At 65.0% G+C, this 15,450-nt stretch carries 16 protein-coding genes; 14 read left to right on the forward strand and 2 right to left on the reverse strand.

What is annotated here, in order from left to right:
- Positions 1–41: 41 nt before the first annotated feature.
- The gene (locus tag ABJO18_RS07735; protein ID WP_348507588.1) at positions 42–671 is read right to left on the reverse strand and encodes a LysE family translocator; all 630 of its coding nucleotides are present in this window, start codon (positions 669–671) and stop codon (positions 42–44) included.
- Between the two features lie 246 nt (positions 672–917).
- Between ABJO18_RS07735 and ABJO18_RS07740 the strand changes: the two genes are divergently transcribed.
- From ABJO18_RS07740 to ABJO18_RS07795, 12 genes are all read left to right on the forward strand, one after another.
- Positions 918–1,964, forward strand: coding sequence for a hypothetical protein (locus ABJO18_RS07740; RefSeq protein WP_348507587.1), 1,047 nt, complete (start codon positions 918–920; stop codon positions 1,962–1,964).
- Positions 1,965–2,073: 109 nt separating this feature from the next.
- Positions 2,074–2,199 (forward strand): type B 50S ribosomal protein L36, encoded by a 126-nt coding sequence (gene ykgO / locus ABJO18_RS07745; RefSeq protein WP_075188610.1) that lies wholly within the window; start codon positions 2,074–2,076, stop codon positions 2,197–2,199.
- Between the two features lie 104 nt (positions 2,200–2,303).
- Positions 2,304–2,909 (forward strand): HAD family phosphatase, encoded by a 606-nt coding sequence (locus ABJO18_RS07750; protein ID WP_348507586.1) that lies wholly within the window; start codon positions 2,304–2,306, stop codon positions 2,907–2,909.
- 172 nt (positions 2,910–3,081) lie between these two features.
- Positions 3,082–4,263, forward strand: a complete 1,182-nt coding sequence (locus tag ABJO18_RS07755; protein ID WP_348507585.1) for an acyl-CoA dehydrogenase family protein — start codon at positions 3,082–3,084, stop codon at positions 4,261–4,263.
- Positions 4,264–4,266: 3 nt separating this feature from the next.
- Positions 4,267–5,343: an acyl-CoA dehydrogenase gene (locus ABJO18_RS07760; protein WP_348507584.1), complete on the forward strand. Its 1,077-nt coding sequence runs from the start codon at positions 4,267–4,269 to the stop codon at positions 5,341–5,343.
- A 176-nt stretch (positions 5,344–5,519) separates the two neighbouring features.
- Positions 5,520–8,141: an ATP-binding protein gene (locus ABJO18_RS07765; RefSeq protein ID WP_348507583.1), complete on the forward strand. Its 2,622-nt coding sequence runs from the start codon at positions 5,520–5,522 to the stop codon at positions 8,139–8,141.
- Entirely contained in the window at positions 8,128–8,607 is a 480-nt protein-coding gene (locus ABJO18_RS07770; protein ID WP_348507582.1) for a response regulator, read from the forward strand. Before ABJO18_RS07765 ends, ABJO18_RS07770 begins: the two co-directional genes overlap by 14 nt.
- A gap of 63 nt (positions 8,608–8,670) precedes the next feature.
- Positions 8,671–9,252 (forward strand): tetratricopeptide repeat protein, encoded by a 582-nt coding sequence (locus ABJO18_RS07775; RefSeq protein ID WP_348507581.1) that lies wholly within the window; start codon positions 8,671–8,673, stop codon positions 9,250–9,252.
- A 4-nt stretch (positions 9,253–9,256) separates the two neighbouring features.
- Positions 9,257–10,165: an alpha/beta hydrolase gene (locus ABJO18_RS07780; RefSeq protein WP_348507580.1), complete on the forward strand. Its 909-nt coding sequence runs from the start codon at positions 9,257–9,259 to the stop codon at positions 10,163–10,165.
- Positions 10,166–10,283: 118 nt separating this feature from the next.
- Positions 10,284–10,574, forward strand: coding sequence for a DUF2312 domain-containing protein (locus tag ABJO18_RS07785; protein WP_291883812.1), 291 nt, complete (start codon positions 10,284–10,286; stop codon positions 10,572–10,574).
- A gap of 29 nt (positions 10,575–10,603) precedes the next feature.
- On the forward strand, positions 10,604–11,071 hold the full coding sequence (locus tag ABJO18_RS07790; RefSeq protein WP_348508985.1) for a hypothetical protein: 468 nt from the start codon (positions 10,604–10,606) through the stop codon (positions 11,069–11,071).
- A gap of 110 nt (positions 11,072–11,181) precedes the next feature.
- Positions 11,182–11,613: a hypothetical protein gene (locus ABJO18_RS07795; protein WP_348508986.1), complete on the forward strand. Its 432-nt coding sequence runs from the start codon at positions 11,182–11,184 to the stop codon at positions 11,611–11,613.
- 182 nt (positions 11,614–11,795) lie between these two features.
- Here the strand turns inward: ABJO18_RS07795 and ABJO18_RS07800 are convergent, their stop codons facing one another.
- A complete protein-coding gene (locus tag ABJO18_RS07800; RefSeq protein WP_348508987.1) occupies positions 11,796–13,256 on the reverse strand; it encodes a sigma-54 dependent transcriptional regulator in 1,461 nt (486 codons plus the stop codon).
- Positions 13,257–13,441: 185 nt separating this feature from the next.
- On the opposite strand from ABJO18_RS07800, the gene ABJO18_RS07805 reads away from it, so the two are divergent.
- Together ABJO18_RS07805 and ABJO18_RS07810 are read left to right on the forward strand one after the other, a co-directional pair.
- The gene (locus ABJO18_RS07805) at positions 13,442–14,290 is read left to right on the forward strand and encodes a type II CAAX endopeptidase family protein (RefSeq protein WP_348508988.1); all 849 of its coding nucleotides are present in this window, start codon (positions 13,442–13,444) and stop codon (positions 14,288–14,290) included.
- 37 nt (positions 14,291–14,327) lie between these two features.
- The gene (locus ABJO18_RS07810) at positions 14,328–15,281 is read left to right on the forward strand and encodes an alpha/beta hydrolase (protein WP_348508989.1); all 954 of its coding nucleotides are present in this window, start codon (positions 14,328–14,330) and stop codon (positions 15,279–15,281) included.
- Positions 15,282–15,450: the final 169 nt, after the last annotated feature.

Genomic DNA, 15,450 nt, shown 5'->3' on the forward strand with positions numbered 1-15,450 from the left:
GGCTTTGCGGCGCGAACAACTGACGATGTGGTAAGCTTCGCTCACGCTGTGCGCCGCAAGCCCGCCAGCAAGCCACCCACAGCGATCTGGCACACGCCGCACACGCGCTCGCGCCAGACAAGACCCACCGGGCCGCGCACAAAAGCCCCGCCTGTCGCCCCCAGCGCGGCATAGCCGGCCAGGATGGGCAGTTCGGTGCCGTGCATGATGGCCAGCATCAGAAGATAGTCAGCCCCGCCGGTCTGCCCCGGAATGATGAATTGCGGCAGCAGCGCGCCAAAGAACAGCACCGATTTGGGATTGCCCAGCTGCTTGACCAGTCCCTGGGTGAAGGCTGGCCCGGCCAAGTCAGCGACCGTTGCCGGCTGCGGCCGCGCTGCCGTCTTGCGAGCGTTGCGCAGGGTGGAGACCCCCAGCCAGACCAGATAGGCCGCCCCCGCCCACTTGATCACCGTGAACAGCAGGGCCGAGCTGACGAGGACCGCCCCCAGTCCGAATACCGACAACGCGAAATAGATCGTATTGCCCGCAAGCACGCCCACCGCCGTCGCCACGCCCGCCCGGAAACCACGCGCCATGCCCTGGCTGGAGACCAGAAGCACGGCCGGCCCCGGGCTCAGCGACATGGCGATATGCATGCCCGTAAAGGCGAGGATGAGTTCGAATGTCACGCGGGCGCTCCGGTCGGGCAGAGCGTTTCACCTAGTACCGGTGTCAGCGCCAGTACACGTCCCGACAGGACCAGATGCCACAAACACGCCCGTCTGCATGCTCCGGCAGCAGACCTGCCTCACCAGGAGGCAAGCCCGTTCGCCGGTTCGATTCGCCCTGGCGCGCGCACTGATATAGATTGGTTAACGAGAGTGGAGACGGGTGCATCGCCAGTGCCGCGATGCATGGGGAAACCGGGGGAGTTCATGTTCGACATTATTACCGGACTCGGTGTGACCGGCTGGACCGGCATTGCCGTGATCTGTGCCTTGCTGGTCAGCCTCGCAGCTTGGCAGAACCGTCGGCACATGCAGCGAGAAGACGAGCGGGAGGCACGCGAACGCGCCGAGGTCGGCAAGCGCTCAGCGCCCTCCGGAACGGCCGCACCGCACCCGGCCATGACGACCGCCCGCGACACGCAGACATCGCTTCGCCCGGATCCCCTTCCCGCCAGCCAACGCAGCGCATCCGGCAATGGCAGCGATGACGGCCTGTCGCCCTATGAGGCCTACAGGGCCATGATCGACAAGCGGGTGCAGGATTTCGCGCGCTCGCGGGGCAGTCTCGTCCTGTCGATCGTACATCATGAAGTGGACGAATATATCGACACCGACACGGCCATCGAGGCAATCGACCTGATCCGCCACGCACCGGACAATGCCCCGATCGACATCATCCTGCACACGCCGGGCGGGATCGCCTCGGCGACCCAGCAGATCCTGCATGCGCTGAAACACCATCCCGGCCGCAAGACGGCTTTCGTGCCCTATCGTGCAAAGTCCGCGGGCACGATGATTGCCCTGGCCTGCGACGAAATCGTCATGGGCACCAGTGCCGTGCTGGGTCCGATCGATCCGCAATATGCCTGGATGCCCGCGCCGATCCTTGCCGCGCTGACCGAACACAAGTCGGCCGACCGCGTCAGCGACGAGATGCTGATCCTCTCGAAGATGGCCCAGCAGGCCGTCGACGAGGCCCGGCGGTTTTCCTGCGACTATGTCAATGATGCCCACAAGCAGGACGGAACCTGCGCCCTGACCAACGACCTGATCGGCGGCGGGCGCAATCACGACTACCCGATCCTGCCGCAGGAAGCCGCCAGCTTCGGACTGAACATATCGACGGCGATGCCGGAAGCCGCGTTCGGCATCTGCCAGCCGCCGCCGAAGGACGATCCCGTGCTGATCGTGTCGATGATGAACAGCCAGCCGGAACGCGATGGTGGTGCGCCGGTCGCGCCGGTCTTCCGCTGAGCCGCGCATCAGGCGCAGATCGAGCGCACAGTCGATGTTGACAGGACGCTTCGGCTCCCGTATCTCCCGCGCTCCTTTTTAACACGCTTACCAACGTGAAGGCCGAACGATGAAAGTCCGCAGCTCGATCAAATCGCTGAAGAACCGCCACCGCGATTGCCAGGTCGTGAAGCGCCGTGGCCGTATCTACGTCATCAACAAGACCGATCCGCGCTTCAAGGCTCGCGCCGGCTAGCCGGCTGCTGCCGGACCTGCCCGCAGGTTCCAGCGCGCCCATATCGACTTGTCGCATAGCCCGTGCACCCAGGTGCGCGGGTTTTGCGTTTTGGAGACACCAGCATGACGACCAAAGCCGTCCTGTGGGATCTGGGCAATGTGCTTCTCGACTGGTCCCCGCGCCGCTTCTACGAAAAGCTTTTCCGCACACCGGAGGAAGTCGACCACTTCCTGGGCGAGGTCTGCACGATGGACTGGCATGCGGCGCATGATCGCGGCGTGCCCATGGCCGAGAATCGCGAGCCCCTGATCGCGAAATACCCCCACTATGAAGACGCAATCCGTGCCTGGGAGACCGGCATTGACGGCATGCTGAATGGCAGCGTTCCGGGGACCGACATTGTCATGGACACGCTCGCCGAACGGGGAGTGCCGCAATACGCGCTCACCAACCTGCCCGCGGAATGGGTGGAACCGGTCAATGCGCTCTACCCGCAGATGGCACACATGAAGGACGTCATCGTCTCGGCCCATGAGGGCGTCATCAAGCCGGACCGCCGTATCTACGAGATCACGGCCATGCGTCTGCCCTTCGCGCCGGAGGAGGTCGTCTTCTTCGACGACCGTGAGGACAATGTCACCGCGGCGCGCGACTTCGGTTTTGATGCCGAGGTGTTCCGGGGTGAAGGCCCGCTGAAAACGGCCCTGGCAGGCCGCGGACTGCTCTGACCGGCCAGACCTGCGCCGCACCGCCGCACCAAATGCTGCATCTGCGCACTATTCACTGCGCATCCTTTCGCCTTTAATACGTACCCAGTCATCGAAAGAAGCGAGCCAGGCACAAGACCGGGCCGCTGCTTTCGTCGTGAAAAGCGGTCGACAAGGGCGCGAGGAGACAAGCATGGACCTGAATTTCACCCCGGAGGAGGAGGCCTTCCGCGAGGAAGTGCGCACTTTCCTCAAGGACAATCTGTCCGAGGATCTGGCCACCAAGGTTCGCAATGGACGCGAGCTGAACAAGCAGGATATCGAGAGCTGGCACGCTCTGCTGCAGACCCGCAGCTGGCTGGCGGCAACCTGGCCGGAAGAACATGGCGGCCCCGGCTGGAATGCCGTGCAGCGCCACATCTTCGAGGAAGAATGCGCCTTCGCGAACGCGCCGCGCATCGTTCCCTTCGGCCTGGGCATGCTGGGCCCGGTGCTGATCAAGTTCGGCACCGAGGAGCAGAAGAAGACGATCCTGCCGCGCATCCTGTCCGGCGAGGACTGGTGGTGCCAGGGCTATTCCGAGCCCGGCGCCGGCTCCGACCTCGCCAGCCTGAAGACCCGCGCCGTGCGCGATGGCGACGACTACATCATCAATGGCCAGAAGACCTGGACCACGCTGGGCCAGTTCGCCGACAAGATCTTCTGCCTCGTGCGCACCTCGACCGAGGGCAAGCCGCAGCAGGGCATCTCTTTCGTGCTGGTGGACCTGAAGACGCCCGGCATCGAGATGCGGCCGATCAAGCTGATCGAGGGCGGCTATGAGGTGAACGAGGTCTTCTTCACCGATGTCCGGGTACCGGTCTCCAATCGTGTCGGCGAGGAGAACCAGGGCTGGACGATCGCCAAGTATCTCCTGGGCCACGAGCGCACCAATATCGCCGGTGTCGGCGCGTCGACCGAGGCGCTGAACCAGCTCAAGGCGCTGGGCCGGAAGGTAAAGCGCTATGGCAAGCCGCTGGCGGCCGATCCGCTTTTCGCGGCCAGGGTCGCCGAGGTCGAGATCGATCTGGAAGCCATGCGCATGACCAATCTGCGCATGCTGTTCGGCACGTCTGACGCCCAGGGCTCGGTGTCCTCGATGCTGAAGATCAAGGGCACTGTGATCCGTCAGGAGATCAACGATCTCGCTCGCCGTGCACTGGGTCCGGCCGCCTCGCCCTTCCCGTCCGAAGACGTGATCGGCAATTACGGCATCGCGCCGCCGGAAGCGGCTGCGAACGCTGCCAACTACTTCAACAATCGCAAGCTTTCGATCTTTGGCGGATCGAACGAGATCCAGCGCAACATCATCGCCAAAGAGACGTTCGGAGCCTGATCCATGGATTTCACACCGACAGACGACCGCAGGATGATCGCGGACAGCCTGCGCCGCTTCCTCTCCGACACCTATCCGATCGAGCATCGCAACAAGGTCGCCTATGACGGCGCTTTCCACGACCCCGAAGGCTGGGCCGGGCTCGCAGAGCTGGGCATCATGGGGGCGCTGGTCTCCGAGGATGATGGCGGCTTCGGCGGCGCCGGCTTCGATATCACGACCGTATTCGAGGAACTGGGCCGCAAGATCTGCCCGGAACCGCTCCTGGCCAACCTCATGGCGCTTCGGCTCTACGCCGCTTTCGGCAAGTCCGAGCGGATCGAGGCCATTATCGCGGGTTCGGAACGCGCGGCCTTCGCCTTCGACGAAAGCGACAGCTTCGGCGATCTGGGCGAAATTTCCGCCACGTTCGAGGGCGGCAAGCTGACCGGCCGCAAGACCGTGGTCTATGGCGGCCAGGCCGCCGACTGGATCCTGGTCACGGCCAAGTCCGGTGGCAAGTTGGGCCTCTACGAAGTCAAGGCGTCCGACGCCGAAGTCCTCGCCTATCCGATGATCGACGGTGGTGGTGCCGCAGAGGTCGTGCTCGACGGGACCCCGGCCGAGTGCGTTGCCGAAGATGCCACGGACGCCATCGAAGCCGCGCTCGACGCCGGCCGCCTGGCCCTGTGCGCCGAAGCGGTGGGCGCGATGGATGTGCTCAAGGAGATGACGCGCGACTATCTCATGCAGCGCCAGCAGTTCGGCCGCCCGATCGCGCTCTTCCAGGCGCTGCAGCACCGCCTCGTCGATTTCTCCATCGAGATCGAACAGGCCCGTTCCATCGTGATCCATGCCGGCGGCAAGTTCGAGACGGAAGAACGCGCCCTGGCCGTGGCCAAGGCGAAGAACCTGATCGGCCGCGCCGGCAAGCTGGTCGCTGAAGAGGCCGTGCAGATGCATGGCGGCATCGGCATGACCTGGGAATATGCCGGATCGCACTATGCCAAGCGCCTGATCATGATCGATCACCAGCTGGGCGATACGGAAGATCAGCTGCGCAAGGTCATGGCCCTGACGGACATCTCCTCAGCCGCCTGACCGGATCACAGAGTATCTTGCCTGACAGGCCGCGGCCCCCGCCGCGGCCTGTTTCATTTGTCCGGACGCCCCGGGCGCCACGGCTCCCGCTCAGCGTGTACGGGATTGTGAAATCCCCGAATCGACGGCCTAATTCCCGAGCGGACGGGGAGGCCGATCCGGGCATGAATGAAAACATGAAAGCTGCCGGCGTCGGCCTGGCCTGCTTGGTGCTGGGCGAGTTGGCACTTCTTCTCTCGGTACCGCCGGGCTTCTTTGTGCCCATCTGGCCGGCCGCTGGCATCGCCGTGGCCGCAACCGCGTTGTGGGGCCGACGCATGCTGGTTCCGGTCGGCCTCGCCACGCTGTTGGTGGCCGCCGATCTGGCCCTGCGCCATTTCCACACGACACCGGGGGAAGCCGCAGTCTTTGCCCTGTGCGCGGCAATCGGCTCGGTCCTGCAGGGCGAGGTCGGCCTGCGCGTTTTGCGCCGTATCAGCCCGGACCGGAAATGGACGCTGGAAACCGGCCGCGAGATCCTGCTGGTCACTGCAGTAGCCGGACCGCTCGCGGCGATCCCGATGGCTGCTGCCTTTCCGGTCGGGGTCAGCCTGGCAGGTCTGGAGCCCGCTTTCAGCAACGCCCCTGTCTATCTGAAGTCCTGGCTGTCGAGCGCCACCGGAATTGTGGTCGTGACACCGCTCGCCCTGCTGCTGGCAGAACCGGAACAGATCAGCCGCCGACGGAAGCTGGCCGTTGTGCTCCCGGCGGCAATCCTCCTCGCCATCGCGATGACGGTATTCGTCTTCAGCCGGGCAGATGGCGTCAACGACCGGCGGGAATCCTTCGCCAGCCAGGTCGCGAGAGACCAGCAAGCCATCACCGAGACCCTTGACCGGCTGCGCCATCGCCTGACCCAGCTGGGCGGACTGTTCGCGGCATCGGAAACCGTGACGGAAGACGAGTTCGACGTCTTCGTATCCATCGCCTTTTCCGGCAATGTCCAAGCTGACGACGTCAGATGGGCGCCCCGCCTGTCCGATCCTGCCGACGCGGCGGAGATGGAGCATCAGGCCTTTGCCCTCGACGCTAACCGGCAGGTCCAGGTCTTCCCGCTTGCACAAAGCGGCGACGGTGTTGCAACCAGCATGACCGGGATCGACATGCCCGGCATACTCGATGCCATTCTCGACGGTGCGCCCGTAGTCGCCCGCCGTTTCGAGCATGGCGCCCCGGAAGAAGCAGGACCCCACGGCCATTCCCTTCTCATTGCCGCTCCGTCCTATGGAGGGCGGACCCCTCCGGCCAGCCGCGAGGAAAGGCTTCAGCAATTAAGCGGCGTGGCGCTTGGCCGGATCACCCTTTACGCACTCGTTGCCAACGCATTGTCCCGGCACAATGCAGACTATCGACTGGCGATCAATGATGTCTCGTCCGGCGGCGCTCACTCCGTGCTCGGCGCGCCGGCCGCCATGTCCCCGCTGAGTGTCGTCCACCAGCTCGACATCGGCGGCCTGTCGCTGGAATTCGTGTATACGGCGACACCCGGATTTCTTGCCCGCAACCAGGACCTCCTGTCCTGGGCCACGCTGATAACCGGGCTGGCCTTCATCACCGTGCTGAACGCGCTCACCCTGCTCAGTACCGCCCGGACCGACCTCGTCCAGCGCCTCGTCGTTCGCAAGACGGCCGAAGCGGAGAGCCTGTCCCGCAATCTCTCCCTGATTCTCGAAAACGCCGCGGACGGCATCCTCGGGATCGGCGCGGACGGTCTGGCCACCATCGTCAATCCTGCCGCCGCCCGGCTCTTGGGATACGCGCCTGAAGAACTGACAGGCACACTCATCCACGACGTGATCCATCCCGTTGACTCCGAAGGGCGGCCACACAGCCGTGCGGACTGCCCGATGGTTTCGTCGACGCGGGAGGAGCCGGTCCGAAACGGTGTCGAACCTTTCCGCCGGCGCGACGGGTCGAGTTTCACGGCCGAGTTCTCCAGCGAGCCCATGCTGGACGAACAGGGCCGTCTACTGGGTGTCGTCACCGTGTTCCGCGACATCACCGATCGTCAGCAGGCCCAGGCCGAGCGCGAGCGTTTCATTGCCGAGCTGTCGAGGGCCAATGAGGAATTGGAACGGTTCGCTTTCGCCGCCAGCCACGACCTGCAGGAGCCGCTGCGCCTGATCTCCAATTTCAATGCTCTCCTCGCGCGCCGCTATGACAGCGCGCTCGACGATGCCGGGCGCAGCTATATCCAGCACTCCATCAAGGCGGCAGAGCGCATGCAGGCGCTGATCGCCGACCTGCTGGCCTATGGCCGGCTGAACTATGATTCCGAACCGCGCGAGGTGGACGTCGCGCTGGGCGACATTGCCGAGGACGCGATCCGGAACCTGCAGACCGCGATCGACAAGGCACAGGCCCGGATCGAAATCTCGGACCTGCCCTCAATTCGCGGCAACCGGGCCCAGCTGACCCAGCTGATGCAGAACCTGATCGGCAATGCCATCAAGTATCACCGTTCCGGCAATGCCGTTCATGTCAGCGTCGATGCGCACGAGGAGGACGATATCTGGCGGATCAGTGTCGCCGACAACGGCATCGGCATTGCGCCGCAATACCGCGAACAGATTTTCCACCCCTTCAAGCGCCTGCACGCCAAGGACGAGTATTCCGGCACCGGAATGGGACTGGCGATTTGCCGAAAAATTATTGAGAGTCATGGAGGTGTGCTATGGGTGGAAGAAAGCCCGTCCGGTGGAAGCCTGTTCCTGTTCACCCTGCCGAAAGCCATCGAACCGACACATGACCAACGCTGACAAGTCCGCCTCGAAAAGACCGCACATCCTGCTCGTCGAGGACAATGCCGGTGACGAATTCCTGGTCCTCGATGCGTTCGAGCAGGCCAGCTTCCCCTACGAGATGGAAGTCGTACGCAATGGTGAGGCCGCCGTGCAGCGCCTGCGTGGCGAAGGGGAGTTTGCCGGACGGCCCGTGCCCGATCTCGTCCTCCTGGACCTCAACCTGCCCAAGCTGGACGGCCGCGACGTGCTGCGGACCGTCAAGGGCGATGCCGATCTTGCCCAGGTGCCGGTCCTGATCCTGACGACCTCGTCCTCGCCCGATGATGTGGACACCTGCTACGGGCTGCACGCCAATGCCTACATGACCAAGCCTTTCGAGGTGGATGGCTATGAGGCGATCGTCCAGTCGATCGGGGCCTTCTGGTTCAATGTCGCGACATTGCCGCACCCCATGCAGCATGGCAGCCGGATCTCGTCTTAAATCCTCTCCACAATCTGTTTGCGGGTGCTGGACGCGGCCGGGGCACAGGCTATCCTCTGCGCCATGATGAGCCTTTCAGCATTCATTCTGCTCGCAGGCTTGGCCCTGCAGGAGACGCCGCCGGCCGATGTCGAAGTCGCGCCACGCACGGAATTCCGCACGCCGGAAGCCCGGCTGGAACAGCGACTGGACGCACTGGCACAGGCGCAGACGCCGCGTGAGGCAGCGCCACTCGTCGACGAAATCCGCGCACTATGGGCGCATTCCGGCAGCGACACGATCTCCTTGCTGATGGATCGCGGCGGCGCAGCGGAAGCGGCGGGCGATGTCGATATCGCCATCCGCATGTACGACCATGTCACACGGCTGGATCCGGACTTTGCCGAAGGCTGGCTGGCCGCCGGCCGCATGGCGGCCCGTGTCGAGGACTGGGCCTATGCCCTGGAAACGCTGAACACGGCGCTGACGCTGGAGCCGCGCCGCTATGACGCCTATCTGACGCTGGGCCGGGTGCTGGAGCGGGCCGAGGAAACCCAGGCCGCGCTGGAAGCCTATGATGCGGCGCTGGAGATCTATCCGGCCCATGAGGACGCCCGGCAGGCCCGCGACCGTCTCGCCGACGCGCTCGCCGGCCGGTCCCTCTGAGGGCATGCCCCTCTGGTTTTACATCCTTGCCGGCGCCTGTGTGCTTGCCGGTCTGGCCGCACTTCTGGCACGCCACACGATCCGTCGCATCGAACAGGCGCACCCGCCCGGCGGCCGTTTCGCCGACATTTCGGGAACCCGGCTCCACTACCGCCGCAGTGGCGATCCGGAACGCCCGGCTATACTGGTCCTGCACGGTGCGGCCTCCAATCTGGAAGAGCCGCACATGGCCCTGGCCGAGGCCTTTGACGGCGAACATGTGATCTGGCTCGACCGGCCGGGCCTGGGCTGGTCGCAGCGTCCCGGCGGCACCTGGTCGCCCCGTCGCGAAGCCGAACTGATCGCAGCGTTTCTCGACCATCTCGACATTCCGGCCGCCACGGTGATCGGGCATTCCTGGGGCGGGGCCATTGCGATGCGCATGGCGATCGACCATCCGGCACGCGTGGACGGGCTGGTCCTGCTGGCCCCGGCGCTGTCGGCCTGGATCGGTACCGCCGCATGGTTCAACCCGGCCAGTTTCTGGCCGGTGATCGGCCCGTTTCTGTCCCGCATCGCCGTGCCGTTGGCCGGCCGCAGCCAGGCAACGTCGGGAGCCGTTTCGGCCTTCCACCCGGAACCGGTTCCGGATGCCTATCTCGACCGGTCGGCGCTTCTGCTCCTGCTTCGCCCGCCGGTCTGGAAAGCCAATGCGCGGGACATGGCGATGGTCAATTCGCATCTGGAAGACCAGGAACCCGCCTACAGCACCGTCGGGACACCGGCCGTGATACTCGCCGGCAAGGCCGATACCGTGGTCTGGTCGCACCGGCATGGCGGCCAGGTTGCGGCGCGCATGCCGCGCGGCGAGATGCGCTGGATTGCCGGTGCCGGCCACAACCTGCACCACTATCACCCGCAGGCCGTGCTGTAGGCCGTCCACGATGTGCGCCGGCAACTGCGCGAAAGCGTGCACTCGGCTGGCGGAGCGGCTTGAGGCTGCCCGCTCGCGGATTTAGTCTCCCCGCCCGTCCCCAGAAGAGGTTTGCGACATGGCTTTCACCGACAACGTGCTTGAAGACTCCGGCCCCATCGACCAGTCCGACGCCATTGGCGGCGCCGCGCGCGAGCAGATCAAGGCCTTCGTCGCCCGGATCGAGCGCCTCGAGGAAGACAAGGCCAATGTCATGGCCGACATGAAAGAGGTCTATGCCGAAGCCAAGTCGATGGGTTTCGACACCAAGATCCTCCGCAAGGTCGTGTCGCTGCGCAAGATCGACCGCCGCGAACGCCAGGAAGCCGACGCGCTTCTGGAATTGTATCTGGGTGCCGTGGAAGGCTAGACTGGCCGCCTCCCCGCAAAGGAGGCCCGATGTCTCGCAAGATCGACGAGAAGAAGACCAAGCGTGCCCTGCGCCGCCTCGACCGTGCCCGCAAGGCCGCGGAAGAGGCGGGAACGCCCGATCGCGAGCTGTCCGAATGGGAAGGCGAATTCCTCGGATCGCTTGAGGAAAGGCTGGAGACCTATGGCTCGGCCTTCAACGATCCGGACAAGGGCAATACCGAGGACGCGCTGTCGGCCCGCCAGGCGCTGAAGCTCCGCGAGATCGAGAAAAAGGCGAAGGGCAAGGCGCGCAAGCCGATGTCACGGGGCAGCGGTTTCCGGCGCAAAACTGTCTCTTTTGCGTCCCGTAGCCGTGACATTCATGATGATCTGGAGCCCGATAACGGTGACACAGGGACTACACCCGGTGACATTTCGCCGGATCCGGCAGAAACCCCGGAGATCCGCCGCGCCCGGTTCCGGATTGTCGACCCGTCCGGGGACCCGAAGACATAGCGCGTCGACGTAGCGGCGTCTTAGCCTCCTGTTAAATCTGATACCGGTTTCCGGGCGCGCCGGCGCGGGCGCGCGGGTATCGTGTGGCGATCAAGAAAACGGTATCGCCCATGCCCCACAACATCGCCCTTCTCGGCCAGCTCGAAGCTGCCCTTTTCGACGCCCTCGACGAGGCGGAAGCTGCCGGTCTCGGCACCGAAGCCGGACGCGACGCCTTCCGCCGGGCCATGGCCTCGCTGGACACGACAGTGGAAAGCCGCACCGAGCATCTCTACACGCCGCTCGCATCCGATCCGCTGACCCGGGACTATGTCTCCCATCTCGACGGTCAGCTGAACGGGCTGACAACCCGGATCGATGTCCTGCGCGCCCATATCGAGCTGGGGCTGGAGACCGGCAGCCGGGAATTCGCCCGGCTCGACGCCTCGCTGACCCGGCTGGCGCGGCAGCTGAAAGTCCGCTTCAGCCGCGAGTCGGCGCTTATCCCCGTCTATTTCAGCTGGTGCGACCGTCATCCCGGCGACGCGCTCGCCAGCGCCTGATTCCGTCCCGCAGACGACAGGCCGGGCCGGGCAGCCCTGTCCGGCCCGGTCCTGTTCTGGCGTTCCCCCGGACCTCAAGAAGAAACCGGGCCGGAAGGTGAAATCCTTCCGGCCCGGCGCTTGTGCCCCCACCCGGCCTGCCTGTTGAAGTCCCTTTGGCAGGCGAGTTCTGGATGTCCGGATCAGCCCGCGGCGCGGACCCCGTCGACATCGAGATCGTATTCGCGGACCTTGCGGTAAAGCGTCGAGCGGCCGACACCGAGACGGCGGGCGACTTCGCTCATCCGGCCGGCATAGGTCTCGATGGCGAACTCGATCAGGTCACGCTCGATCTCCTCGAGCGAGCGCAGGTGACCGCCCTCGTCCATGATCTCGACCGGGCCCAGATCCGGCGCATTGGCCGCCATCTGCACGATATCGCCGGCCAGCGTCTCCGCCGTCTCGACCGGAGCACCGGCCTCGAAATCGGGCGTCAGGCCGGAGATCTGCGGGAAGTCCTCGGGCTTGAGCATGTCGCCATCCGAGAGGACGACGGCGCGGAACACCGCGTTTTCCAGCTGACGCACATTGCCCGGCCAGTCATAGGCGGCCAGCAGCGCATGCGTTTCCGGCGCGGCATCGATGATCGACTTGTTTTCCTGGGCGTTGAAGCGGCCGATGAAATGGCGCACCAGCGCGGGAATGTCTTCCTTGCGGGCCTTCAGCGAAGGCACCTCGATCGGGAAGACGTTGAGACGGTAGAACAGGTCCTCGCGGAAATTGCCCGCGGCCACCTGCTCAGCCAGGTCGCGATTGGTGGCGGAGACGATCCGCACATTCACCTTGACCGGACGTTTGGAGCCGACCGGATCGACCTCGCCTTCCTGCAGGGCGCGCAGCAGCTTGACCTGCATGTCCAGCGGCAGCTCGCCGATCTCGTCGAGGAAGAGCGTTCCGCCATCGGCTTCCTGGAACTTGCCCATATGCTTGCCGACAGCACCGGTGAAGGCACCCTTTTCGTGACCGAACAGGGTGGATTCCACCAGGTTTTCCGGGATCGCGCCGCAGTTCACCGCCACGAAGGGACCGTTGGCACGCTTGGACGCCGCCATGATGGATCCGGCGACGAGCTCCTTGCCGACGCCGCTTTCCCCGGTGATCAGGATCGGAATATCGGATTGCGCCGCGCGCTCGCCCAGACGCACCACCTGTTTCATCGCCGGCGCGCCGGCAATCATGTCGGCAAAGCCCAGCTTGTTCGTCGCCTTGCGCGACAGGCGCTGCACTTCGCCCGACAGGTTCTGCACCTTCAGGGCATTGCGGATCGACACCGCGATGCGTTCCGGGCTGGCCGGCTTGACGAAGAAATCGGATGCCCCGGCCCGCATGGCCGCAACCACCGTCTCGATGCCGCCGGATGCCGTCAGCACGATGACCGGCAGGTCGATCTGCTTGCGCTGCAGGGCTTCCAGGGTCTCCATCCCGTCCATGCCGGGCATGATCAGGTCCAGCAGCATGACGTCGATCCCCGGGGACGCCACGCGATCCAGGGCAGCCTCGCCGCTTTCGGCGGTTTCGGCCTTGTAGCCCTGCTTCTCGATCACCGCCTGCAAAAGGCGGCGCTGTGTCGGATCGTCGTCCACGATCAGAACTGTTTTCACCATCTCACCCACGCCTTTTCGGTCGCCTTGTTATCGCCGGGCCTTTGGCCTCGCTGTCCGTTCTGGACAGGGCGTTGATGCGAACCGTTATGGGACAGTCTTCTAAATTTCACGTTTAAGACGCGGCAACGACCGGTTAAGCATAAGGCGGGGACCCCGTCCGATTGCGGGGATGCGAGGGAGGCAGAATGCCGCCGGACAGCAAGACGCCTGCAGGCCGTCCTGCAGCGGATGCCGTGCACTGGCCTTTCGGGCCCGGTGATGCTTTCGCGCAGCTGCGTGCGGAAGACCACCGGCTCGCGCTGATCCATTCGCTGCCCGGCATGGTGGTCTGGCCGCTGGTGATGATGGCCCTCGCCTTTGCCTTCCAGTTCGCCGGCGGTTTCCTGTGGGCCCTGACCGGTGGCCCCAAGGGGATGCTCCAGCTCGACACGGTCGCCTTTGCCGCCATGGCGCTGGCCTATTTTGCCTTTGCCGCCGTGATGTGGCGCTGGCTGCAGCGCGACGGCGCCCATCGCGGCACGTTCGCATTCTGGCCGCCGCGGGCGTCGGACCTTCTGGCGACTTTCCTCGTCATGGTCTTCATGATCCTCGTCGCCGGCCATCTGACCCTGGCCTTCCACGAGTTCGCGATGCTGGATCCCAGCCTGACCCTGTCGGGCGGTGCCACCCGCGACGAGGTCTCCAATGTCGACAATTTCATCCACTCGAATGCGGCGCTCTGGTCGATCATCCTTTTGACCCTGATCGCCGCGCCGCTGGCCGAGGAAATCCTGTTCCGCGGCTGGATGTTGCCGATGCTGGTCGCCCGCGGCGTACCGGCGGTGTTTGCCATCATCATCTCGGCCCTCGCCTTCGGCCTGCTGCATACGCCGCAGGGCCTGATGGTGATGACGTCGACCTTCCTTCTGGGCATCGCGCTGGGCATTGCCCGCATGGCGACCGGCCGGGTGACCGCACCGTTTCTGGGCCATGTCGCCAACAATGCCTGGGCGGTGTTTGCCGTTCCCGCCATTCTCCAGCGGGTCTCCACGTGAGATTGACCTTCCCGGAGCGGAGGTCTAGCGCTAGGTCATGAACAAGAAGAACACCGCGGCCTCCCCGCGCCCGCCCGCACCGCTGATCCAGTTCGCTGGAGAAAAACCGCCGGCACCGGACTGGTTTGCCAGCGCCCTGGCCAAGCCGACCGAAGCCGGAACGGTGACGGTCGAGGGGGCGACGGTGTGCTGGAAAGCCTGGGGCCAGCGCGGCATGCCCGGGCTGATCCTCGTGCACGGCGGCGTCGCCCACAAGGACTGGTGGGACAGTATCGCGCCTTTCCTCGCCGATACGCGCCGCGTCGTGGCGCTCGACCTCACCGGCATGGGCGACAGCGATCATCGCGACCGCTATTCCATGGACACCTACGCCCGCGAGGTTATCGCCGCCGGCGAGACCGGCGGCGCCTTCGATGCGGGCAAGCCCTTCCTGGTCGGCCATTCCTTCGGCGGCTTCGTCTCGCTGGCAACCGCCACGGATCATGGCGGGAAACTGCGCGGCGTGGCCGTGCTGGACAGCCCGATCCGGCCCGCCGACGAACAGCGCCGCTCCTCACCGCCCAGCCGCGGCGGCACGGTCTATCCCAGTTTCCAGGCCGCCATGGAGCGCTTCCGCCTGCTGCCGGAACAGCCCTGTGCCAATGCTTTCCTGCTGGACCACATCGCGCGCCAGAGCCTGAAAGAGGCGACGCGGCCCGACGGTTCGCCCGGCTGGACGTGGAAATTCGATCCGAAACTCTGGGACAAGCTGCACTATGACCGCCCGCCGCCCGCCCAGCTGGCCGACCGGCTGAACACGCGCGTCGCCCTGTTCCGCGGCCAGGACAGCCTTCTGGTCACCGACGAGATCTGGGCCTTCATGCGCGAGACCTTCGGTGAGGAAACGACCATGGTCTCCATCCCCGACGCCCAGCACCACCTCATCCTCGACCAGCCCATCGCCGTAGCCGCCGCACTGGAAGTGCTCACCGGCCCGGGCTGGGGGGTGTAGGCTTCTCCCCGCTCCTGTTTTCCCCGGACCTGTTGTTCAGCCCGGGGACATGGCTGACACCTGTTCGGGGACATGGCTAACACATTTTCGGTGTGTTGAGGTTGATGGTTTTGATGGTTATGGCTCCGAAGCAGAGGGCGTATTGGCCGTCTGTATCGAGCGGGCGCAG

Origin of the sequence: Maricaulis sp., from assembly GCF_039978735.1 — a bacterium.
Lineage (GTDB): Bacteria > Pseudomonadota > Alphaproteobacteria > Caulobacterales > Maricaulaceae > Maricaulis.